A 19,344-nucleotide genomic window follows, 5' to 3' on the forward strand; every position below is an offset into this window, starting at 1 on the left:
CGGGGATCCTGGTGGGCGAAGCGGTGGACGGACGGCGGCTCCTGCTGGTGGGCACCTACACCCCCGACTCCGACCCGCCGGGGGAGGGCGCCGGGATCTACCGGATCTGGTTCGACCCCATGACGGGGGAGATGGCCGACGGCGGCGTGGCCGCCCGCACCCCCGGCCCCTCCTTCCTGGCCTTCCACGAGGACCCGGCCACGGTCTACGCGGTCAACGAGCGCGCCGAGGGCACCGTCGCCGCCTTCCGTGTCGACGGGGAGGCCCGGCTCACCGAGCTGGGCTCGGCCCCCACCGGCGGCGGGTCGCCCTGCCACGTGCTCGCGGTGGGCTCCCGGCTGGCGGTCACCAACTACGCCAACGGGGTGGCGACCGTGTACGGACTGGAGGAGGACGGCACGTTCACCGACGCGACGGAGTTCACCCACGCCGGGAGCGGGCCGGTCACCGAACGCCAGGAGGGGCCGCACGCGCACAGCGCCGCCGCTCCCGACGACCGTCACGTGCTCGTGGTCGACCTGGGCACCGACGAGCTGCGCGTCGTCCGCGACGGCGAGCAGGTCGGCGCCGTCGCACTGCCCCCGGGCACCGGTCCCCGGCACACGGCGGTGGCGGGGGAGTACCTCTACGTCGCCGGCGAGCTGGACTCACGGGTGCACGTCCTGCGCTGGGACCCGGGCACCGGCACCGCCGAGCACCTCGGCTCGGTCCACGCCACCGGCGAGGAGGCGGCGGGCGACAACTTCCCCGCCGAGATCCTCACGAACGCCGACCACGTGTACGTGTCCAACCGGGGCGCGGACACGATCTCCACCTTCGCCGCCCGCGACGGCGGCGCGCGCCTGGAGCACATGGCCAACACCCCGGCAGGGGGAGCGTGGCCGCGTAACTTCACCGTGGTGCGCGGCCATCGCGAGGAGCCCGACCACCTGGTCGTGGCGGCCCAGAACGGTGACTCGCTGGCCTCCCTGCTCATCGACCCCGGCACGGGTGTCCCCGCCGACACCGGCCACCGGCTGAGCGTCCCCGTTCCCGTGTGCGTGCTCCCGGTCCCCATCACCCGCATCCGCCGCGCCGAGGGATCCTGACCCGAGGCCGTCGCGGAGACGCGGCCTTTCCCGGTCGCACCCGGAGAGGCCGCGTCTCCGGCTTCCCGGGGCACGGACCGTTCCGGAAGCCTGTGGGACACCGACCCGGGACGGTGGACCCCGCGCCGTGGTGGGCTGCTGCCGCAGTACTTCGACGCCTGCCGTGAGCGTCCCTGGTCCGCACGGGACCCTCGCCTGGACCCACCCGTCCGTCCGTTTCATCGGCCGCGACGGGCTGGTCGCGGCCATGCCCCGCCCCTCGTGTGCCGCACGGCAGGGTTCGAAACTATCCGAAAAGTTTCGGCCTCATTGGCCTGGCATCCGCGCCTCGAATCACGGTACTCCGTGTCATTTCCGGATATGCCGATCAGATCGCCCTGATGACCAGGGAGGATGCTTCCTTGGTGCGGGTCAACCTCACCGAAATTTTCCGGAAGCCATTGACAAGCGGGCGGAGTCGGACAAATACTCTCACTCACGGCAATCAGCCGAACCCGCCGCGTGATGCGGGGCCGAAGCGCGGTGGCCATCCCCTGGCCACCGGCGCCCCCTCCGGCCCGTATCGCGCCGGCTGACCCCCTGTCAGCCTTCGCAAGGAGGAAACATGTCAACGGAAGACACCCCCACCCCCCACCTCCCCCAGATCAGCCGCAGAGGACTCATCGGCGGCGTCGGCGCGCTGGCGCTGACCGTGCCCGCGATCATGGCGATGCCCGGCACCGCCCACGCCCTGCAGACCATCACCCAGAACCAGACCGGCAACCACAGCGGCTACTACTACTCGTTCTGGACCGACGGCGGCGGCTCGGTCTCCATGACCCTGGGCAACGGCGGCAACTACAGCACGTCGTGGAGTAACACCGGCAACTTCGTCTGCGGCAAGGGCTGGAGCAACGGCAGCCGCAGGAACGTGAACTACTCGGGTGGCTTCAACCCGTCCGGCAACGGATACCTGTGCCTGTACGGGTGGACGTCGAACCCGCTCGTGGAGTACTACATCGTCGACAGCTGGGGCACCTACCGGCCCACGGGAGAGCACCGGGGCACGGTCTACAGCGACGGCGGCAACTACGACATCTACCGCACGATGCGCTACGACTCCCCCTCGGTGGAGGGCACCCAGACCTTCCCCCAGTACTGGAGCGTCCGGCAGTCCAAGAGGGTGGGCGGGACCATCACCACCGGCAACCACTTCGACGCCTGGAACAGGGCCGGAATGAACCTGGGCAACTTCAGCTACTACATGATCATGGCGACCGAGGGATACCAGAGCAGCGGCAACTCCAACCTCTACGTGGGCTGACGGGCCTCCGGCTCCCTGTCACGGTCGTTGGCTCCCGGAACGTCAACGACCCCCGCGTGAGCCGGTGACGCCCCCAACCCCGCACCCGTGGCGGGGGGGGCCCCCCCCCCCCCCCCCCCCCCGCCACACTGCTGTCCGGGGAGTCCCGCCGAGCCCGATCGCCCCAGGGTGCGGCGAGCACCGCCCGGCTCGCGCGCACCCAGTTCCGTTTGCTCCGCGCCCAGCTCTCGACCCGCGCCCAGGGCGTGTCCTCGGGAACGTGCAGGAGCAGCGACCCGTCACGGTCCACGGTGGTGCCCACCGTCCTGCGCCGCGACGACGGGCAGGCCGAGGACACCAGTTCGTCGAGAACGAGCCGGTCGGGGACTCGGGCCGTCAGGGTCGCGGGCATGGTCACCAGGCTGGACCGTTTCCGACCCGTCCCACCTGGGATGATCTTGCCCGTAGCGGCGTGCTCGACCGCCGACATTGCCCCTGCGGGCAAGATCATCGGCGGGAGAGTCCCACACGTCACACCGTTAACGGTCTTGGTCATCCCACGATGACGGGGCAGCAGGGAGGGCCGACCCGTGCCCGCCTGCGTGGATCTCCACTCACACTGGAGGCCCGACCGCCGCAGTACCAGGGTTTCCCCAGTACGTCTCCTCCGCCCCCCGACCCCGAGAGAGGCATCGTGCTCTTCGCGGCTCCGGTGCTCGCGATCGCCGCGACACTACTGCTGATGACGGTTACCGGGCAGGTTTTCCAGGTGCTCACGTGGGGCGCTCTCATGACCCTGGTCGCCGCGGCTCCGATCGCCGTGCCGACGCAGTACCGGCGCACCGCGATCTGGGTGTGCGCCGCCCTGTTGCTCGTGGCTGTCGTGCTCAGCGTCCTGTCCATCGGAATGTTCTTCGTCCCGGCGCTCATCGCGCTCGCCGTCGCGGGCCTCACGCACGGGCCGAAGCGGTAGGGAGGGCCGTGGAGGGTACGGGGAGCGCGCAGCCGCGAAAGGGTCCCCCCGCGCCCCCCGGCGTGCTTCCCCTGGTCCGGGCGAGGGCGGGGCCGCGTTGTGACCCGTGTCTCAGGACGATCCCCACAACGACCGGGCGCGCGGAACTGTGCGCCCCGGCCCCTGTCCCGGTCACCGGCATCACGGACAATGGGAGGTGATCAGCTCCCACACCCCTGAGGGAATCCACCCATGCCCACGACCAGGAACGTCGTCCGCTACAAGGGCCTGACCGCCCGCGACCTCGCGCTCATCGCCGTGTTCGCCGGGCTCATCGCCGCGCTCAGCGTCACCGTCGCCATCCCGCTGCCGTTCTCGCCGGTGCCGATCACCCTCCAGACCCTCGGCATCATGCTCGCCCCCAGCCTCCTGGGCTGGAAGCGCGGCACCCTCGCCGTCGCCGCCTTCCTCGCCCTGGGGCTGGCCGGGCTCCCGCTCTTCGCGGGCGGCATGGGCGGCGTCGGAGTCCTGGCCAGGCCCTCGGCCGGGTTCATCGTCAGCTGGGTCTTCGCCGCCCTGGTCATCGGCGTGCTCACCGACCTCATGATCCGCGGCAGCCGTGGCCGCTACCGCTTCTGGGCGGGCCTGGGCATCAACGCCGTCGGCGGCATCCTCGTCATCTACGCGATCGGCGTCCCCTGGATGGCCGTCGTCGCGGGCAGCGGGGTGCTGGCCACCACCTACTCCATGCTGGCCTTCCTTCCGGGCGACCTCGTCAAGGCCGTCGTCACCGCCCTCATCGCCAGCACGGTCTTTCGCGCCTACCCCGTCCCGCCCGCCGGGCACCCGGTCGTCGAGGCCGGCGAGGACGACGGCGGAGCCGCCTGATGCTCCGCATCGAGGGGGTCTCCCACTCCTACGACGACCGCGCCGTGCTGCGCGACGTCACCCTCGACCTCGCCGAGCACCGCATCGGCGTGATCGGGGCCAACGGATCGGGCAAGTCCACGCTCGCCCGCACCCTCAACGGCCTCGTCGTCCCCGACGAGGGCCGGGTGACGCTGGGGGAGTGGGACACCCGGCGCCACGCCAGACACATCCGGCGCAGGGTCGGCTTCGTCTTCTCCGACGCCGCCAACCAGATCATCATGCCCACCGTCGCCGAGGACGTGGAGATCGGCCTGCGCTCCCTGAAGCTCGGCCGCGAGGAGGCCGCACGCCGGGTCGAGGACGCCCTGGTCCGCTACGGCCTCGACGGCCACCGCGACCACCCCGGGCACCTGCTCTCCGGCGGCCAGAAACAGCTCCTCGCCCTGGCCTCGGTCCTGGTGACCGAACCCGAGGTGCTGGTCTGCGACGAGCCCACCACCCTGCTCGACCTGCGCAACACCCGCATGGTGCACCGCACCCTCGACGGCCTCGAACAGCAGGTCGTGCTGTTCACGCACGACCTGGACCTGCTCGGCGACTTCGACCGGGTCCTGGTCATGGACGCCGGACGCGTGGTCTTCGACGGCGTGCCCGGCGACGCCGTGCCCCACTACACCAAGCTCATGGACGAGCGGTGAGCACCGTCGGCCTGTACGTCCCCGGCGACAGCCCTCTCCACCGGGCCCCGGCCGGGGCCAAGCTCCTCGCGCTGCTGCTGGTCGGGATCGGCCTCGTCGTCTGGGCCGACCACCGCGTCGCGGCCGGCGCCCTGACCGCCGCGCTCGTGCTCTACCCGGCGGTGGGACTGCCCCTGGGGCGGGCCTGGTCCGCGCTGCGCGCACTGTGGCCGTTCCTACTGGCCATCGGCCTGTTCCAGGTCCTGTTCGCCGACTGGCAGACGGCCCTGCGCCTGTGCGCGCAGCTGGCCGCCCTCGTCCTGCTCGCCAATCTCGTCACCCTCACCACCCGCGTGCGCGAGATGCTCGAACTCTTCGAGCGGTTGGTCCGGCCGCTCCGCCACGTGGGCGCCAACCCCGACCGGATCGCGCTCGTCCTGGCGCTCACCATCCGTTCCATCCCGATGGCCGCCACCGCGTGGCAGGCGGCCCGGGAGGGATACCGGGCTCGGGGCCTGTCCGGCCGCCCCCACCTGTTGGTGGTCCCGGTGATCGTCCAGCTGTTGCGGATGGCCGACGCGACGGGAGAGGCGCTCGTGGCCAGAGGGATCGACGAGGACACCCGGCACTGATGTGCCCACCGGGCCGCGCTCCCGGGAACGAAACGAGGGATTTCGGTACCGATTGGGTATCGGATAGTCGGCTTCCCGCGCATTTCGGTGGATAATGACGGTCCAGTCCATCCGAAGTACCGTGCGCCAACGAACCGGTGATCAGTGTGCCCCGGCGTCGTCCCCCCGCCGAGATCAGGACCTGGTCCGTCGTCACCACGGCGGTCGTCCTCGTCGTCCTGATGTCCTTCGCCCTGCCCGGCGCCACCTCGGTCGCCGAGAGCGTTCCCCCCGAACCGGACCCGGCCCTGGTCCGCGTCCTGCTCTCCGAGAACGTCCTCCCCCTGGTGCCCTTCGCGCCCCGCACCGGTCCCGCCACCGGCGGGCAGGGCCTCACCCCCGTCCAGCGCCAGGAACTCACCGCGCGGATCGAGGCGCTCTCCGGGGAGCGGGCCGCCGACTTCGGCGTCGCCGTGCAGGACCTGCGCACCGGCGCCACCTTCAGCCACAACGCGCACCAGCAGTTCCCCACGGCGAGCGCCGTCAAGCTGACCATCCTGACCATGCTGCTCCTGCGCGCGCAGGAGGAGGGGCGCGACCTCACCGGGGCCGAGCGGGACCAGGTCTCCACGATGATCCGCTACAGCGACAACGAGGTCACCGACGGTCTGTACTCGCGGATCGGCTTCACCGACGGCTTCGTGCACGGTGCCGAAACCCTCGGCTTCACCAACACCGACCCCCATCCCCGGGGCGTGTGGGGCGCCACCATGACCACCGCCGCCGACCAGGTGCGGCTGCTGCGCGCGCTCTACTGCGACGGGGGTCCGCTGTCGGAGGAGAGCCGCGACTACGCGCGTGAACTGATGGAGTCCGTCGCCCCCGAACAGGCCTGGGGCGTCTCGGCCGGTGCCGACCCCGCCGACGCCGTGGGCCTCAAGAACGGCTGGACGCCCCGGGAGAGCAACGGCGGCCTGTGGAACGTCAACAGCGTCGGCTACGTGGTCGGTCCCGGACACGAGTACCTGGTCGCGGTCCTCACCGACGGCAACAGCGACTACGCCACCGGCGTCGCCCTGGTGGAGGAGCTGGCGTCCACGGTCACCGGCGCCCTGGAGGAGCCCGTCCGCTGACCGCCGGTCCCGGTAGGCCCGACACACGTGTGCCCCGTCCGTGTGGGGCCGGACGGGGCACGAGGGATGGGAGGCCGGAACTAGTCCAGCGGCCCGCCTGCGACGTAGACGACCTGGCCGGACACGAACCCGGCGTCCTCACCGGTGAGGAAGGCGACCGTGTTGGCGATGTCCTCGGGGACACCCGCCCGGCGCACGGGGATCTCGGCCTCCTTGAAGGCCTTCATCTCCTCGTACTTGATGCCGATGCGCTCGGCGGTCGCCTTGGTCATGTCGGTCTCGATGAACCCGGGCGCGACCGCGTTGCAGGTCACGCCGAACTTGCCCAGCTCGATGGCGAGGGTCTTGGTGAACCCCTGGAGGCCGGCCTTGGCCGCGGAGTAGTTGGCCTGGCCCCGGTTGCCCAGCGCCGAGGAGCTGGACAGGTTGACGATCCGGCCCCAGCCGTTCTTGGTCATGTGGGCCTGGGCGGCCTTGCTCATCAGGAACGAGCCCCTCAGGTGCACGTTCATCACGGTGTCCCAGTCCTCCACGGACATCTTGAACAGCAGGTTGTCGCGCAGGACACCGGCGTTGTTCACCAGGATCGCGGGCGGTCCGAGACGGTCGGCCACGGTGTCGACGGCGGCGGTCACCTGGTCGGGGTCGGACACGTCGCAGCCCACGGCCAGGGCGGTGCCGCCCGCGGCGGTGATGCGGTCCACGACCTTCTGGGCGTCGGACTCCTTCAGGTCCAGCACGGCGACGGCCCGACCCTCGCGCGCCAGGCGCTCAGCCGTGGCGGCACCGATCCCACGGGCCGCGCCGGTCACGATGGCCACACGGGGCGTTGGGGACATGGTGTTACCTCCAGAATTAACGTGGTGGGCGCGAGGGAATCCTATCCGCATGCCAACCGGTCGGTAGGTGGTCGGGGGTGGGTTCGAGGAGGCGGCCCGACGGCGGGATCGCCCCCTGGCGACCGCGCTTCACGGGCCAGCCGAAGTTGGTCTCCCCGTTTTCCTGCACATCGCCGAGGGTTGGCCTACGATTGCCGCAAGACCAAGATGCACGTGCATTCGAGCCGTGCAGCGGCACGCGCCCGCCTCGTACACGGACACCGCGTACCCTCGGAAACGTGCCACTGCCGCTTACGCTGCGGTGCGTCAGTGAGGAGTGGAAGGCATGGAGTGTGCGGAGGCGGTGGCGGAACCGACCGGTGGTTGGTGGCTCAAGGTGCTGACGCACGGTTCCCGTCGCTGGAACACCCCCGTCTGCGGAGACAGGCACGACGCCGTCACGTGGAGCTTCGAGCCCCGGCCCCACGCGGTGGGTGCCGCACGTGAGATTTCCGAGGCCCTTCTCCACGAATGGGAGATGCGCTACTTGTCCAGCGATGTCGCGGTGGTCGTTTCCGAATTGGTTACCAATGCGGTCAGACACGGTGGCCCCCTGCCCTTGACCAGATGCGGCCAGGGAGGTATTCAGCTGTCGCTGATGCGCAGCGGCGGTGAATTCATCTGCGCGGTCCGCGACGGCGGAGATCGGCTCCCCCACAGAAGGGAAGTCGCTCTCGACCTGGAGGGCGGCCGGGGGCTTGCCCTGGTGAGCGCTTTCGCGCAAGAGTGGGGTGTGATTCCCACACCGCCCGGTGGCAAGTTCGTTTGGGCGCAATTCGTGTGAGCCGGTCGAAGGGCCCGGGCCGGACGACCGGCCGGCTCTCCCCCCGATCGGCCGCGGAACCTTCCCCGAACCTCGACAGGTCGTCTGACCGAGGACCTGGGACGTGCGGGCGCGGTGGCTCTATCGTGTACATGTAGTGTCTTGACCGCATGGCAAAGGTGTCCCGACGGCCCGGATACCCTTGTTCGAGGAATGACGGAGAGGCGGCGAACGTGGATATCGCTCGGTTGCGCCAGGGGAGCGGCCCCACTGTGCGCCGCATGTTGATCGGACACGAGCTGCGCCAACTCCGCGAGGCTCGCGGTATCAGCCGTGAGGACGCCGGGAACAAGATTCGGGCGTCGGCGTCCAAGATCAGCCGTATGGAACTCGGCCGGGTCGGTTTCAAGTTGCGCGATATCGAGGACCTCCTCAAGATGTACGGGGTCACCGACCGCAAGAGGATCAAGGAAATCCTCGAAGTCGCGCGCGAATCCAACAAGCCCGGATGGTGGAAGGAGTACGGGGAGTCACTGCACAAGTGGTTCATCCGTTATGTCGGCTTTGAGGAGGCCGCCGACCACATCCGCATCTACGAGTCCCAGTTCGTCCCCGGCCTGCTGCAGACCGAGGAGTACGCGCGGGCGATCATCTCCGGCGGCGTGGAGACCGACCAGGTCACCGAGCAGCGCGTGGAGGCCAGACTCAAGAGACAGCGCCGTCTGCGCACGGACAAGAACATGCGCATGTGGGTCATCCTCGACGAGGCCGCGGTGCGCCGACCGATCGGCGGCCCCGAGGAGGGGCGCGAGATCATGCGCGGCCAGCTGGAATGGCTCATCCAGCTCAGCGAGGAGCACGACAACATCACCCTCCAGATCGTCCCCTTCTCGGTGGGCGCGCACGCCGCCGAAGCCGGTTCGTTCACGCTCCTGCGCTACTCGGAGTTCGAACTGGCGGACATGGTCTACCTGGAGCAGCTCACGGACGCCGAGATCATCGACCGCCGTCCCGTGGTGGAGGCCTACACCAAGGCCATGACCCGGCTGAGCGTCGCCGCGGCCACACCCGACGAGACGCTGGACATGCTCAAGGAGATGCTGGAGGACCTGGACAAGGAGTGAGAGCACGCCTCGCGTCCGGGAGGGGTCCGGGACGAGGAGGCCGGGGATCGAGACAGGCTCGCCGAGGCGGGCCTTTCTGGTTTTCCGGCGCGGCTCGCCTCGGGGCCGGCCCCGAGGCGAGCCGCGCCCGGTGTCCACCGTGGGGTCCCTGCCAGGGACACCCCACGGTGGACCGTCTTCGGCCGACCCGGACGAGGGCGTGGCAACCGGGGCGGCGTGCGGAGAAGGGATCGTCGCCGGGCGACGATCCCTTCCTCGTGTGCCGAGGACATCGATGTGCCCAGTGGAGAGGTCTCCCTAGCTGAGGAGATTGTCGAAGTCGCCGTCCTTGGCGCCCAGGATCATGCAGTCGATCTCCTCCTGGGTGTAGACCAGGGCCGGCCCGGACGGGAAGCGGGAGTTGCGCACGGCGATGGAACCGTCGCCGAGGCGGGCCATCTCCACGCACGCTCCCTGGGAGTTGCTGCGCCTGGCCTTCTGCCACGCGGCGTCGGTGAGGTTGGTCGCGGGGATGCCGTTGTGTGCGGTCATGCTGTGCTCCTTCGTTCCTTGAGGGGAGGTGTCCGTGCTGATGCACTCACGGATGCACGTGCATTGGCACTGACATATTCACAAGCATAGCGTGACCTCCGCCACTTGTCCGAGGGTTTCGCGGTATGTAAGCGTCATGTAACCCGCCGCCGGGGAGGTGCGGTCGCGGTGCCGCGAGGCGGCCCGGCGGCGGGGCCGGCCGGTGACCCGCGGAGGAGGCGGGGACGGGAAGGACGAGAGCCCCGCCGGGCGCGCGGCGGGTGCCGCGGGCCCGACGGGGCTCGAAGGACCGGGTCGGTCAGGAACAGGCCAGAGCGGTGGTCAGCGCGTCCAGGTTGCCGCGCATGATCGAGGGATAGTCGTCGCCGGGGGAGTCCTCGGTGACGCCCTCCAGGGGGTCGAGCACCTCCACCCGCGCGCCGGTCTCGGAGGCGATGGTCTCCGCGGTCGCCGCGGGCATCAGCGGCTCGGTGAAGACGGTGGTGATGTCGTGCTCGCGGACGGTGTCGGTGATCGCCGCGATCTGCGAGGGCGAGGGCTCGGTGTCGGGGTCCACCCCGCTGACGCCGACCTGTTCCAGACCGTAGTCCTCGGTGAGGTAGGTGAAGGCGGTGTGCCCGACGACCACCTCGTCGTGCTCGCAGGAGGACAGGCCCTCCTCGTACTCCTGGCCGATCGCCTCCAGTTCGGCGGTCACGGTCTCCACGTTCCGCGCGTAGCGGTCGGCGCCCTCGGGGTGGGCCTCGGCCATGCGGTCGCCGAGCGACTGGGCCACCTGCGCCATCAGGTCCACGTCCAGCCAGAAGTGGGGGTCGTGCTCGCCGTGGTCGTGGCCCTCCTCCTCGCCGTGCTCCTCCTCGCCGTGGCCCTCCTCGTCCGCGTGCTCGTCCTCCGCGTGCCCGTCCCCGGCCTCGTCGGCGGAGCGCAGCCGAACGAGGTCGGCGACGTCGAGCGCGTTCTCGGAGGCCTCCTGCTCGATCGCCTCGTCCACCGCGGGCTGGAGGCCGCTCACGTGGAAGGCGATGTCGGCCTCGCTGACCTCGGCGACCTGGCGGCCGGTGAGCTCCAGGTCGTGGGGTTCGGTGCCCGGTTCGGTGAGCTGGACGACCGCCACCTGCTCACCGCCGATCTCCCGGGCCAGCCATTCCAGGGGATAGACGCCGGTGACCACGGTGATGTCGGCTTCGGCCGGGGAGACACCCGAGTCGTCCGCCCCTTCGTCGCCGCTTCCGCAGGCGGTGATCGTCATGAGTGTCGCGGCGCCGAGGGCGGCGACCCGCAGGGTTGTCCCAGTTCGCATGGGTCAATTCTCGGGAAAATGAAAACGGTTGTCAATTTGTCCGTTTGGTGGGGACCCGCCGGGTGCCGGACCGCGCCGGCTCAGGTGGACTCGGAGAAGCGCTCCACGTCGTCGGTTTTGCCCGCCACCACGATCACGTCGCCCTTGTTCAGCACCGTCTCCTGGGTGGCGTAGGTGAACTCCTCGTTCAACCGCTTCACCGACACCACGGTGATCCCGTACTGCTGGCGGACCCCCGTCTCCCGCAGGGTCTTGCCGATCAGCGCCTTGGGGGCCTTGGTCTTGCCGAGGGAGAAGCCCTCCTCCAGTTCCACGTAGTCGAGCATCCGGCCCGACAGCAGGTGCGCCACGCGCTCACCCATGTCGTGCTCGGGCAGCACCACGTGGTGGGCGCCCACCTGCTCCAGGATCCGCCCGTGCCGACGGCTCGTCGCCTTCGCCCAGATGTTGGACACCCCCATGTCCACCAGCTGCGAGGTGGCCAGGATGCTCTCCTCCAGGTGCGTGCCGATGGCCACCACCGCACGGTTGAACTGGGACGCGCCCACCTGGTGCAGTGCCTCCTCGTCGGTGGCGTCGGCGATCACCGTGTGCGTGAGGGCGTCTGCGTAGGTCTGCACCATGCGCGGGCTGGAGTCGACGCCCAGGACCTCCCATCCCCGGCTGACCAGCTCCAGCGCCAGCGAACTGCCGAACCGGCCCAGGCCGATGACCAGGACACGCCTGTCGGTGGGTCTCCTGTGCTGCTGCACGGGTCTCTCCTTCTGTGCCGAGGCGCCTCAGCCGATGATCGGCCGCGCCTTGGCGAGATCGTAGCGACGAGGGCGGTTACGGAACGCGAGCGCGGTCACGAAAGTGATGGGGCCGATCCGGCCGGCGACCATGAGCACGGCCAGCAGGCACTGCACCCAGGGGGCCAGGTCCGCGGTGATGCCGGTGGACAGGCCGACCACGCCGACGGCGGACACCACCTCGAACATCACGGGCAGCGTGTCGTAGGGGGTGGTGCGCACCAGCAGGATGGTGGTGAACGCCACGACCGTCGCGGACAGGAACACCAGGCTCAGCGACTGCCGGATGACCTCGGGCGAGAGCTGGCGGTCGAACACGTGCACCTTGTCCTGGGCGCGGACCTCGGCCAGCACCACCAGGAAGATCACCGCGAGGGTGGCGACCTTGATCCCCCCGGCCGTTCCGGCGCTGCCGTTGCCGACGAACATGAGCATGATGGTCGTCAGCAGCGTGGCGTCCTCCATCTGGCCGGTGTCGACGACGTTGAGGCCGCCGCTGCGGGGCATCACACCGTGGAAGAAGCCGTCGGTGAGCCGGGCCGACCAGTGCAGCTGGCCCAGGGTCGCCGGGTTGTTCCACTCCATCACGATCACCAGCAGTGCTCCGGCCGCGTAGAGGATCATGGTGGTGGTGAGGGTGAGTTTGGTGTGCAGGCTCCACAGGCGTGGCGTGCGCAGCTCGCGCCGCAGTTCCAGCAGGACCGGGAAGCCGATACCGCCGAGGATGACCGCGACGGACACGGTGACCAGGATGAGCGCGTCGCCGGAGAAGCGGGTCATGCTGTCGCCGTAGAGCGACAGGCCCGCGTTGTTGAAGGCCGAGATCGAGTGGAACAAGCCCGAGTAGACGGCCGTCCCGAAGGACATGTCGTAGCCCAGCCACATCCTCGGTGTGATCAGCAGGAACGTGCATCCCTGGAGTATCAGGAAGACCACCGCCACCCGGCTGACCACGCCGCGCACGTCGCCCACCCACAGGCTCCGGGTCTCGGCCTGCACGTTGAGCTGCATGCGCAGCCCGAACCGGTGGATCATCGCGGTGCCCAGCAGGGAGGCCACGGTCATGATCCCCATGCCCCCGGCCTGCATGAGGACCAGGATGATCCCGTGTCCGAAGGCGTTGAGGTCGGCGCCGATGTCGATCACGCTCAGCCCGCACACCGCCAGCGACGTCGTCGCGGTGAAGAAGGCCTGGACGAACGTCAGCCCCTCGCCGTCGGGCGTGGCCAGCGGGGTCATCAGCAGACCCGTGCCCGCCAGGTCCACGGCCATGAACATCATGAGGAAGACCCGCGCGGGCTTGCGCCACCCGCGGGGCTCACGTGTCGACCCCGAGTCCAGCCGCATCCGGCGCCTCAGCAGGGACGCTCTCCGGGGGAGGAACGACGCCCCGCCGCGGACCGGTCGGAGAAGGGCGCGCATGCCCGCTCTCGGCGGCTTCGCGCTCATCGTCGGTCGGGGGTTGGGAAGGGTGCCACGGTTCCTCCTTTTGCATGGCCGCGAGGAATTGTGCCAGAAGGCCTCGATCGTGGCACGTCGACCGGCCCGTCCAGCATCGTAAACCCGCTGGAAGGCGGCGCGGGCCGCTCGGAGGAACCCCCTCGGACCAGGAGGTGGCGGGTCAGGCGTGGCAGGTGCCCTCGTGGTCGGCGTGGCCGGGCGGTTCCAGCTGCAGGGTGGAGTGCTCGACGTCGAAGTGGCCCGTCAGGCACGCGTGGAGTTCGTCCAGCATCCGGCCGCTGTCGCCGAGGTACTCCTCGGCGACCACCACGTGCGCCGACATCACGGGCACCCCGGAGGTGATGGTCCAGGCGTGCAGGTCGTGCACGTCGAGCACGGCGGGGTGCCCGAGCAGGTGGTCGCGTACCTCGCCCAGGTCCATGCCCCTGGGCGTGGCCTCCAGCAGGATGTGCACGGCCTCGCGCAGCAGCGCCCAGGCGCGGGGCACGATGATCACGGCGATACCCAGTGACACGAGGGTGTCCACCCGTGTCCACCCGGTCATCCAGACCACGGTTCCGCCCGCGATGACGCCGACCGAGGCCAGGGCGTCGCCCATGACCTCCAGGTAGGCGCCCTTGACGTTGAGGCTCGACCGGGCGCCCGACCGCAGGACGAACAGCGCGCCGACGTTCATGACCAGGCCGAACGCGGCGACGACGACCATGCCGGGGCCGGACACGTCAGCGGGTCTCTGGAGCCGCTCGACCGCCTCCACCACGATGAACCCGCACAGGACGAACAGCACCAGCGCGTTGACGGCGGCGGCGAGGATCTCCGCGCGCTGGTAGCCGAAGGTGCGCCTGTTGGTGGCGGGCCGCGCGGCGATCCACACGGCGGCCAGGGCGAGGGCCACCCCGAGGGAGTCGGTGACGGTGTGCCCGGCGTCGGCGAGCAGGGCCAGGCTGCCGCTGAGCGCGGCGCCGACCACCTGGACCACGGCGACGGCGAGCATCATCCCCAGGACCACCGCCAGCCGCCTGCTGTTGGCCGCCCCCGCGGTGACCGCGTGCCCGTGCCCGTGTCCCACACCCATCGGTGCCCCCTGACCTACTGACCTACCGTCCCGTACCCGGGCGCCGCGGAGGGCGGCACCCATGGTTCAGCCACCACTGTTTATACAGCCTGGGATGTCTATACAGCAAGCTATGTACAATGGTTTTCATGTTGACCTCCGAGCAGCGCCTGTCCGCCATCCACCGACTCGGCCGCGCTCTGGCCGACCCCACCCGGTGCCGCCTCCTGCTGGCGCTCCTCGACGGTCCCCACTACCCCGCCGGGCTCGCCGAACAACTGGGTCTCACCCGCCAGAACGTCTCCAACCACCTCGCCTGTCTGCGCGACTGCGGCCTGGTGCGCACCTCCGCCAAGGGCAGGCAGGTCAGCTACGAGCTCGTGGACGCGTCCCTGACCCACGCCCTGGAGGACCTCCTGCGGGTGGTGTGGGGCACCGCGCAGCCGCACGCGCCCGTGGACCGGGCGGGCGGTCCCACGGACCGGACGAGCGGACTCACGGGTCGGCCGGACGAGTCCGCGGGGAGCGCCGGGCCGTCTGGCGCGGTGAACCGGGAATCCCTGATGTGACGTGCGCCACGTGCCACGGGCGCCCGGAGCGCGGAGTGGGAGTGCCCAGCCGCCCTCGGGCTCCGACTTTGGGATGAGGACGTCGACTTTGGTCGGGACCGGCCCTGACAGAAGGCTGACGTGTCCCTGAGAGTCCCCCTGAAACGGGAGGGAAAGCTCAACTCCAGATATAACGCGACGTATGGTGAATGGTGCGCCCGGCGGATGCGTGAGGCCCGGCGAACGAGGCTGACACAGGTGTCCCGCCCCTCGCGGACGAACACCGGCATCCCCACCACCACACGTCCGAGAAAACGGCTGCCGGACCGACGGCCGGCGCCAGAGCCGACGGACGACGTGTGTGCTCGGACGGGCGCCGACAAGCGCTGGACGACCCGCACGCCACGGCCCGCCCCCGTGGTCCGCAGTGAACTAGGAGCGAGAACCTCTCATGTCCAGATCGGCCGCAAGGGCCCGCGCCGAGGGCCTCCCCCAGCCGGGGACCGCCGCCAGGGGAACGGAAGGGGCGAACACGTGAGCCGCCTTTCGGTCATGTCGCTCGGCAACCGGGCGCTGGTCCTGCTCATCACCCTGGCGGTCCTCTCCTTCGGCGCCATCGCCGCCGTGACGGCCAAGCGCGAGCTCTTCCCCGAGGTCTCGCTTCCGATGGTGATGGTCACGGGGAACTACTCCGGCGCCACGCCCCAGGTGGTGGAGGGACAGGTCACCGAACCCCTGGAGCAGGCGCTCCAGGGCGTGGAGGGGGTCAACACCGTCACCTCCACCTCCAGCACCGGCTCCGCCCAGATCATGGCGGAGTTCGACTACGGACGCGACCAGGACGCCCTGGTCCGCGAGGCGCAGGTCGCCATCGACCAGATCTCGGGCGTCCTCCCCGAGGACGTCGACACCTCCGTCATGTCCATGAGCTCGGACATGATGCCCGCCATGCTCATGGCCGCCAGCTCCGAGGAGGGCGACGAGCAGGCGATGATCTCCACCGTCGAGAACGTCCTCATCCCGGAGCTGGAGTCCGTCGACGGCGTACGCTCGGCCAACCTCTCCGGAGTGCCCGAGGAGAGCGTCGAGGTCGTTCCGGACGAGGACGAGCTCGCCTCCGCCGGGATCACCTCCGAGGACATCGCGCAGGCCCTGGAGAACAGCGGCATGCTCATGGCCGGAGGCTCCATCGACGAGGACGGCCGGACCCTGAGCGTCACCACCGGTGAGCAGCTCACCTCCCTGGAGGAGGTCGAGGACCTGTGGGTCCGGCCCTCGCAGGGCGTCGACGAGTCCGCCGCCGTGCCCGGAGCACCGCCGGCCGCCCCGTCCCCGCCCGTCCGGATCTCCGAGGTCGCCGACGTCGAGCTCGTCACCGACGAGTCCAGCAGCATCGCCCGTCTGGACGGCGACCCCAGCATCGCCCTGGTCATCATGGCCACCCCCGACGGCAACACCGTCGACATCTCCGACGGCGTCCAGACCGTCCTGGACGAGCAGGCCGACCTGCTGGGCTCCGACACCAACGTCACCGTGGTCTTCGACCAGGCGCCCTTCATCAACGACTCCATCACGGACATGTTCGAGGCGGGCGCCTACGGCCTGGTCGCCTCGGTCATCGTGATCCTCGTCTTCCTGCTCTCCATCCGCTCCACGCTGGTCGTCGCCGTCTCCATCCCGGTCTCGATCCTCATCGCCTTCGTGGGCATGCAGGCCTTCGGGTTCACCCTCAACATGCTGACCCTGGCGGCCATCACCATCTCGATCGGCCGCGTGGTGGACGACTCCATCGTGGTGCTGGAGAACGTCCGGCGGCACATGGACTACGGCAAGGAACGCATGAGGGCGGTCAAGGACGGCGTGAGCGAGGTCGCCGTCGCCGTGGCCTCGTCCTCCTTCGCCACCATCGCCGTCTTCCTGCCGCTGGCCTTCGTCGGTGGCATGGTGGGCGAGATCTTCCTGCCGTTCGCCGTCACCAGCGCGCTCGCCCTGGGCGGATCGCTGCTTGTGGCGCTCACCATCACCCCGGTGCTGTGCTACTGGTTCATGCGCCCGAAGGACGTCGGCGAGGCCACCCAGGAGGAGGTCGAGCGCGAGCAGAACGAGCGCGAGCTGCACTCCCCGCTGCAGCGCGCCTACCTGCCGGTCATCCGCTGGATCACGACCTGGCGCAAGACCGCCACGGTCGTCACCCTGGTCTCGACCCTCGCCATCTTCGGCGGGACGATCGCCATGGCGACCAACTCCGAGACCGACTGGATGGGCGAGGCCGAGCAGAACACCTACACGGTCGTGCAGGAGCTGGAGCCCGGCACCTCCCTGGAGGCCGCCGACGCCGAGGCCGCCAAGGTCGAGGAGCTCCTGGGCGGGATGGCCTGGATCGAGACCTACCAGACCAACATCGGCGGCGACCCGCTGATGGGCGGTGGGCCCGACCAGATCGACTACACCATCACCGCCGACCCGGAGAGCGACCAGCTGCGCAACCGCGACGTGCTGCGCGAGGAGTTCGCCGACCTGGACACCGAGTACGAGCCGCGCCTGGACTCCAGCGGGGGCATGGGCGGCTCCGGTATCGAGGTGCGGGTCACCGCCGAGGACCAGGACACCCTGGCCGAGGCCGCGCGGATGGTCGAGGACGCGCTGAGGGGCATCGACGGCGCCGACGACGTGGTCAGCGGCACCACCGAGTCGCAGGCCTCTCTGGAGGTGCGTGTGGACCGCGAGGAGGCCGCCGAGCACGGTATGAGCGAGGCCATGGTCGGCCAGGCGGTCTCGGCCGCCTTCAACGGCCGCGACGCGGGCACCGTCACCATCGACGACATCCGCCGCGACGTGGTCATCCGCGTGGAGGAGGCCCCGCAGACGGTCGCCGAGCTGGAGGAGCTGCCGGTGGCGGCCCCCGGCGGGCAGACCCTCGACCTGGTCGACGTCGCCGAGGTGGAGGAGGTGCGCCAGCCGCCGGAGCTCACCCGCATCGACGGGGTCACCAGCACCACGGTGTCGGCCACCGCGACCGCCTCCGACCTGGGTGGGGTCAGCGAGCGGATCGGTGAGGCCCTGGACACCATGGACCTGCCCGAGGGCGCCGACGCCAGCCTGGGCGGGGTGAGCCAGGACCAGACCGAGGGCTTCACCCAGATCGGCCTGGCCATGCTCGTCGCGATCGTCATCTGCTACCTGATCATGGTGGCGACGTTCAAGAGCCTGGTCCAGCCGCTCATGCTGCTGGTCTCGGTCCCGTTCGCCGCGACCGGCTCGCTGGGTCTGCTCATGCTGACCGGCACCCCGATCGGTTCCGCCGCCCTGATCGGCATGCTGATGCTGATCGGCATCGTGATCACCAACGCCATCGTGCTGATGGACCTGATCAACCAGAACCAGAACAGGGGGATGCCGCTCGGTGAGGCGATCGTGGAGGGTGCCCGGCACCGTCTGCGACCCATCCTCATGACGGCGGCGGGCACCATCGCCGCCCTCGTGCCGATGGCCACCGGCCTGGCGGGCGGCGGGGAGTTCGTCTCCGGCCCGGTCGCGATCGTGGTGATCGGCGGCCTGGTGACCTCCACCCTGCTCACGCTGGTCCTGGTCCCGGTCCTCTACCAGTTGGTGGAGTGGGGCAGGCAGCGCGGCGCGGCCCGCAGGCACGCGCGCGGTGAGCGCCGCCGCGAGCGCCGGGCGCGGAAGGGCGCCGCCGACAAGGGCGGTCCCGGGGCCGAGCGCGCCAGGCCGCGGGGCGGCTGACGCCGCGCGGCCCACCCGGCCGGGGGGGCGACCCGCGCCCGGCGGGGCACGCCCCTCCGTCGTCGGTGGGAGCGGTCGTACCGCCGTGGTTCGGGCCATGCTTTTGGTGGGGGATGGCAGAGCTTTACCCAGCCGAAATAAGTCGAACAAAAGTTCGATGTGTGAATTGCACGACAAATACGTTTTGTTGACCATTCGGGCGGTATGGAGGGAGTGCCTGTGGGCAAGGCGTTCAGGCGGGAAGAGTGCGGTCGTCGTGCCACACGAGTCTTCGGGGAGAGGTCCGGGTGTGGCGGACGAAGTTTTCTCTACCTCGTATGTGCAGGTCAGCACGGGCAAGCGAGGCAGATAGTTGCCGTGTGACAACAAAATTTTGCTCTGCGGCTTTTGAAGCCGTTTCTGAGGGAACGTACTCTGCGCACCACGGTCGTTACCGCCGAACCGGAGGGTTCCCGACACCAGTCGGGAGCGGGACGCGCCGCTGGGGCCTGCCACCCAGGCAGTAACACCAGAAACACACAGGACAGAGCACCGGGG

16 protein-coding genes and 1 pseudogene are annotated in these 19,344 nt (G+C 69.9%); 11 read left to right on the forward strand and 6 right to left on the reverse strand.

Annotated elements, in window-relative coordinates; genetic code table 11:
* The first annotated feature begins 11 nt into the window (after positions 1–11).
* From FYX01_RS18995 to FYX01_RS19025, 7 genes are all read left to right on the forward strand, one after another.
* Complete coding sequence (locus FYX01_RS18995; RefSeq protein ID WP_394350486.1) at positions 12–1,088, forward strand: lactonase family protein; 1,077 nt, start codon at positions 12–14, stop codon at positions 1,086–1,088.
* A 604-nt stretch (positions 1,089–1,692) separates the two neighbouring features.
* Positions 1,693–2,391 carry a glycoside hydrolase family 11 protein gene (locus tag FYX01_RS19000; protein ID WP_150243268.1) on the forward strand — a complete coding sequence of 233 codons (699 nt, stop codon included), beginning with the start codon at positions 1,693–1,695 and terminating at the stop codon, positions 2,389–2,391.
* Positions 2,392–3,064: 673 nt separating this feature from the next.
* Positions 3,065–3,343 (forward strand): hypothetical protein, encoded by a 279-nt coding sequence (locus tag FYX01_RS19005; protein ID WP_150243269.1) that lies wholly within the window; start codon positions 3,065–3,067, stop codon positions 3,341–3,343.
* Between the two features lie 231 nt (positions 3,344–3,574).
* Positions 3,575–4,210 carry a biotin transporter BioY gene (locus FYX01_RS19010; RefSeq protein WP_150243271.1) on the forward strand — a complete coding sequence of 212 codons (636 nt, stop codon included), beginning with the start codon at positions 3,575–3,577 and terminating at the stop codon, positions 4,208–4,210.
* A complete protein-coding gene (locus tag FYX01_RS19015; RefSeq protein ID WP_150243273.1) occupies positions 4,210–4,890 on the forward strand; it encodes an energy-coupling factor ABC transporter ATP-binding protein in 681 nt (226 codons plus the stop codon). Before FYX01_RS19010 ends, FYX01_RS19015 begins: the two co-directional genes overlap by 1 nt.
* Positions 4,887–5,501, forward strand: coding sequence for an energy-coupling factor transporter transmembrane component T family protein (locus tag FYX01_RS19020; protein WP_150243275.1), 615 nt, complete (start codon positions 4,887–4,889; stop codon positions 5,499–5,501). Before FYX01_RS19015 ends, FYX01_RS19020 begins: the two co-directional genes overlap by 4 nt.
* A gap of 137 nt (positions 5,502–5,638) precedes the next feature.
* Complete coding sequence (locus FYX01_RS19025) at positions 5,639–6,613, forward strand: serine hydrolase (RefSeq protein ID WP_394350487.1); 975 nt, start codon at positions 5,639–5,641, stop codon at positions 6,611–6,613.
* Positions 6,614–6,693: 80 nt separating this feature from the next.
* Here the strand turns inward: FYX01_RS19025 and fabG are convergent, their stop codons facing one another.
* On the reverse strand, positions 6,694–7,452 hold the full coding sequence (gene fabG, locus FYX01_RS19030; RefSeq protein WP_150243277.1) for a 3-oxoacyl-ACP reductase FabG: 759 nt from the start codon (positions 7,450–7,452) through the stop codon (positions 6,694–6,696).
* A gap of 325 nt (positions 7,453–7,777) precedes the next feature.
* Here fabG and FYX01_RS19035 point away from each other — a divergent pair, with 325 nt between their 5' ends.
* Together FYX01_RS19035 and FYX01_RS19040 are read left to right on the forward strand one after the other, a co-directional pair.
* Entirely contained in the window at positions 7,778–8,275 is a 498-nt protein-coding gene (locus FYX01_RS19035; RefSeq protein WP_150243279.1) for an ATP-binding protein, read from the forward strand.
* A gap of 260 nt (positions 8,276–8,535) precedes the next feature.
* Positions 8,536–9,378, forward strand: coding sequence for a helix-turn-helix domain-containing protein (locus tag FYX01_RS19040; RefSeq protein WP_150243282.1), 843 nt, complete (start codon positions 8,536–8,538; stop codon positions 9,376–9,378).
* A 297-nt stretch (positions 9,379–9,675) separates the two neighbouring features.
* Here FYX01_RS19040 and FYX01_RS19045 read toward each other — a convergent pair whose 3' ends face one another.
* The 5 genes from FYX01_RS19045 to FYX01_RS19065 form a co-directional block, all read right to left on the reverse strand.
* Entirely contained in the window at positions 9,676–9,909 is a 234-nt protein-coding gene (locus tag FYX01_RS19045) for a DUF397 domain-containing protein (protein ID WP_150243284.1), read from the reverse strand.
* Positions 9,910–10,207: 298 nt separating this feature from the next.
* Entirely contained in the window at positions 10,208–11,209 is a 1,002-nt protein-coding gene (locus tag FYX01_RS19050; RefSeq protein WP_190394390.1) for a metal ABC transporter substrate-binding protein, read from the reverse strand.
* An 80-nt stretch (positions 11,210–11,289) separates the two neighbouring features.
* Complete coding sequence (locus FYX01_RS19055) at positions 11,290–11,961, reverse strand: potassium channel family protein (protein WP_150243286.1); 672 nt, start codon at positions 11,959–11,961, stop codon at positions 11,290–11,292.
* Positions 11,962–11,988: 27 nt separating this feature from the next.
* Positions 11,989–13,449: a TrkH family potassium uptake protein gene (locus tag FYX01_RS19060; protein WP_150243288.1), complete on the reverse strand. Its 1,461-nt coding sequence runs from the start codon at positions 13,447–13,449 to the stop codon at positions 11,989–11,991.
* A 172-nt stretch (positions 13,450–13,621) separates the two neighbouring features.
* Positions 13,622–14,536 (reverse strand): cation diffusion facilitator family transporter, encoded by a 915-nt coding sequence (locus FYX01_RS19065; RefSeq protein ID WP_150243289.1) that lies wholly within the window; start codon positions 14,534–14,536, stop codon positions 13,622–13,624.
* A 119-nt stretch (positions 14,537–14,655) separates the two neighbouring features.
* Between FYX01_RS19065 and cmtR the strand changes: the two are divergent.
* Both cmtR and FYX01_RS19075 read left to right on the forward strand, forming a co-directional pair.
* A pseudogene (gene cmtR, locus FYX01_RS19070) lies at positions 14,656–14,964 on the forward strand (Cd(II)/Pb(II)-sensing metalloregulatory transcriptional regulator CmtR); the annotation flags it as partial.
* 651 nt (positions 14,965–15,615) lie between these two features.
* On the forward strand, positions 15,616–18,807 hold the full coding sequence (locus FYX01_RS19075) for an efflux RND transporter permease subunit (protein ID WP_190394395.1): 3,192 nt from the start codon (positions 15,616–15,618) through the stop codon (positions 18,805–18,807).
* Positions 18,808–19,344 lie beyond the last annotated feature (537 nt).

This window comes from Nocardiopsis quinghaiensis (genome assembly GCF_008638365.1).
Taxonomy (GTDB): Bacteria; Actinomycetota; Actinomycetes; order Streptosporangiales; family Streptosporangiaceae; genus Nocardiopsis; species Nocardiopsis quinghaiensis.

Bases quoted from the DNA above. Each gene is read 5' to 3' on its own strand.
- FYX01_RS19060 (WP_150243288.1), bottom strand. From the start codon at position 13,449: ATGAGCGCGAAGCCGCCGAGAGCGGGCATGCGCGCCCTTCTCCGACCG.
- FYX01_RS19050 (WP_190394390.1), bottom strand. From the start codon at position 11,209: ATGCGAACTGGGACAACCCTGCGGGTCGCCGCCCTCGGCGCCGCGACA.
- FYX01_RS19045 (WP_150243284.1), bottom strand. From the start codon at position 9,909: ATGACCGCACACAACGGCATCCCCGCGACCAACCTCACCGACGCCGCG.
- fabG (WP_150243277.1), bottom strand. From the start codon at position 7,452: ATGTCCCCAACGCCCCGTGTGGCCATCGTGACCGGCGCGGCCCGTGGG.
- FYX01_RS19075 (WP_190394395.1), top strand. From the start codon at position 15,616: ATGTCGCTCGGCAACCGGGCGCTGGTCCTGCTCATCACCCTGGCGGTC.
- FYX01_RS19010 (WP_150243271.1), top strand. From the start codon at position 3,575: ATGCCCACGACCAGGAACGTCGTCCGCTACAAGGGCCTGACCGCCCGC.
- FYX01_RS19000 (WP_150243268.1), top strand. From the start codon at position 1,693: ATGTCAACGGAAGACACCCCCACCCCCCACCTCCCCCAGATCAGCCGC.
- FYX01_RS19040 (WP_150243282.1), top strand. From the start codon at position 8,536: ATGTTGATCGGACACGAGCTGCGCCAACTCCGCGAGGCTCGCGGTATC.
- FYX01_RS19065 (WP_150243289.1), bottom strand. From the start codon at position 14,536: ATGGGTGTGGGACACGGGCACGGGCACGCGGTCACCGCGGGGGCGGCC.
- FYX01_RS19035 (WP_150243279.1), top strand. From the start codon at position 7,778: ATGGAGTGTGCGGAGGCGGTGGCGGAACCGACCGGTGGTTGGTGGCTC.
- FYX01_RS19015 (WP_150243273.1), top strand. From the start codon at position 4,210: ATGCTCCGCATCGAGGGGGTCTCCCACTCCTACGACGACCGCGCCGTG.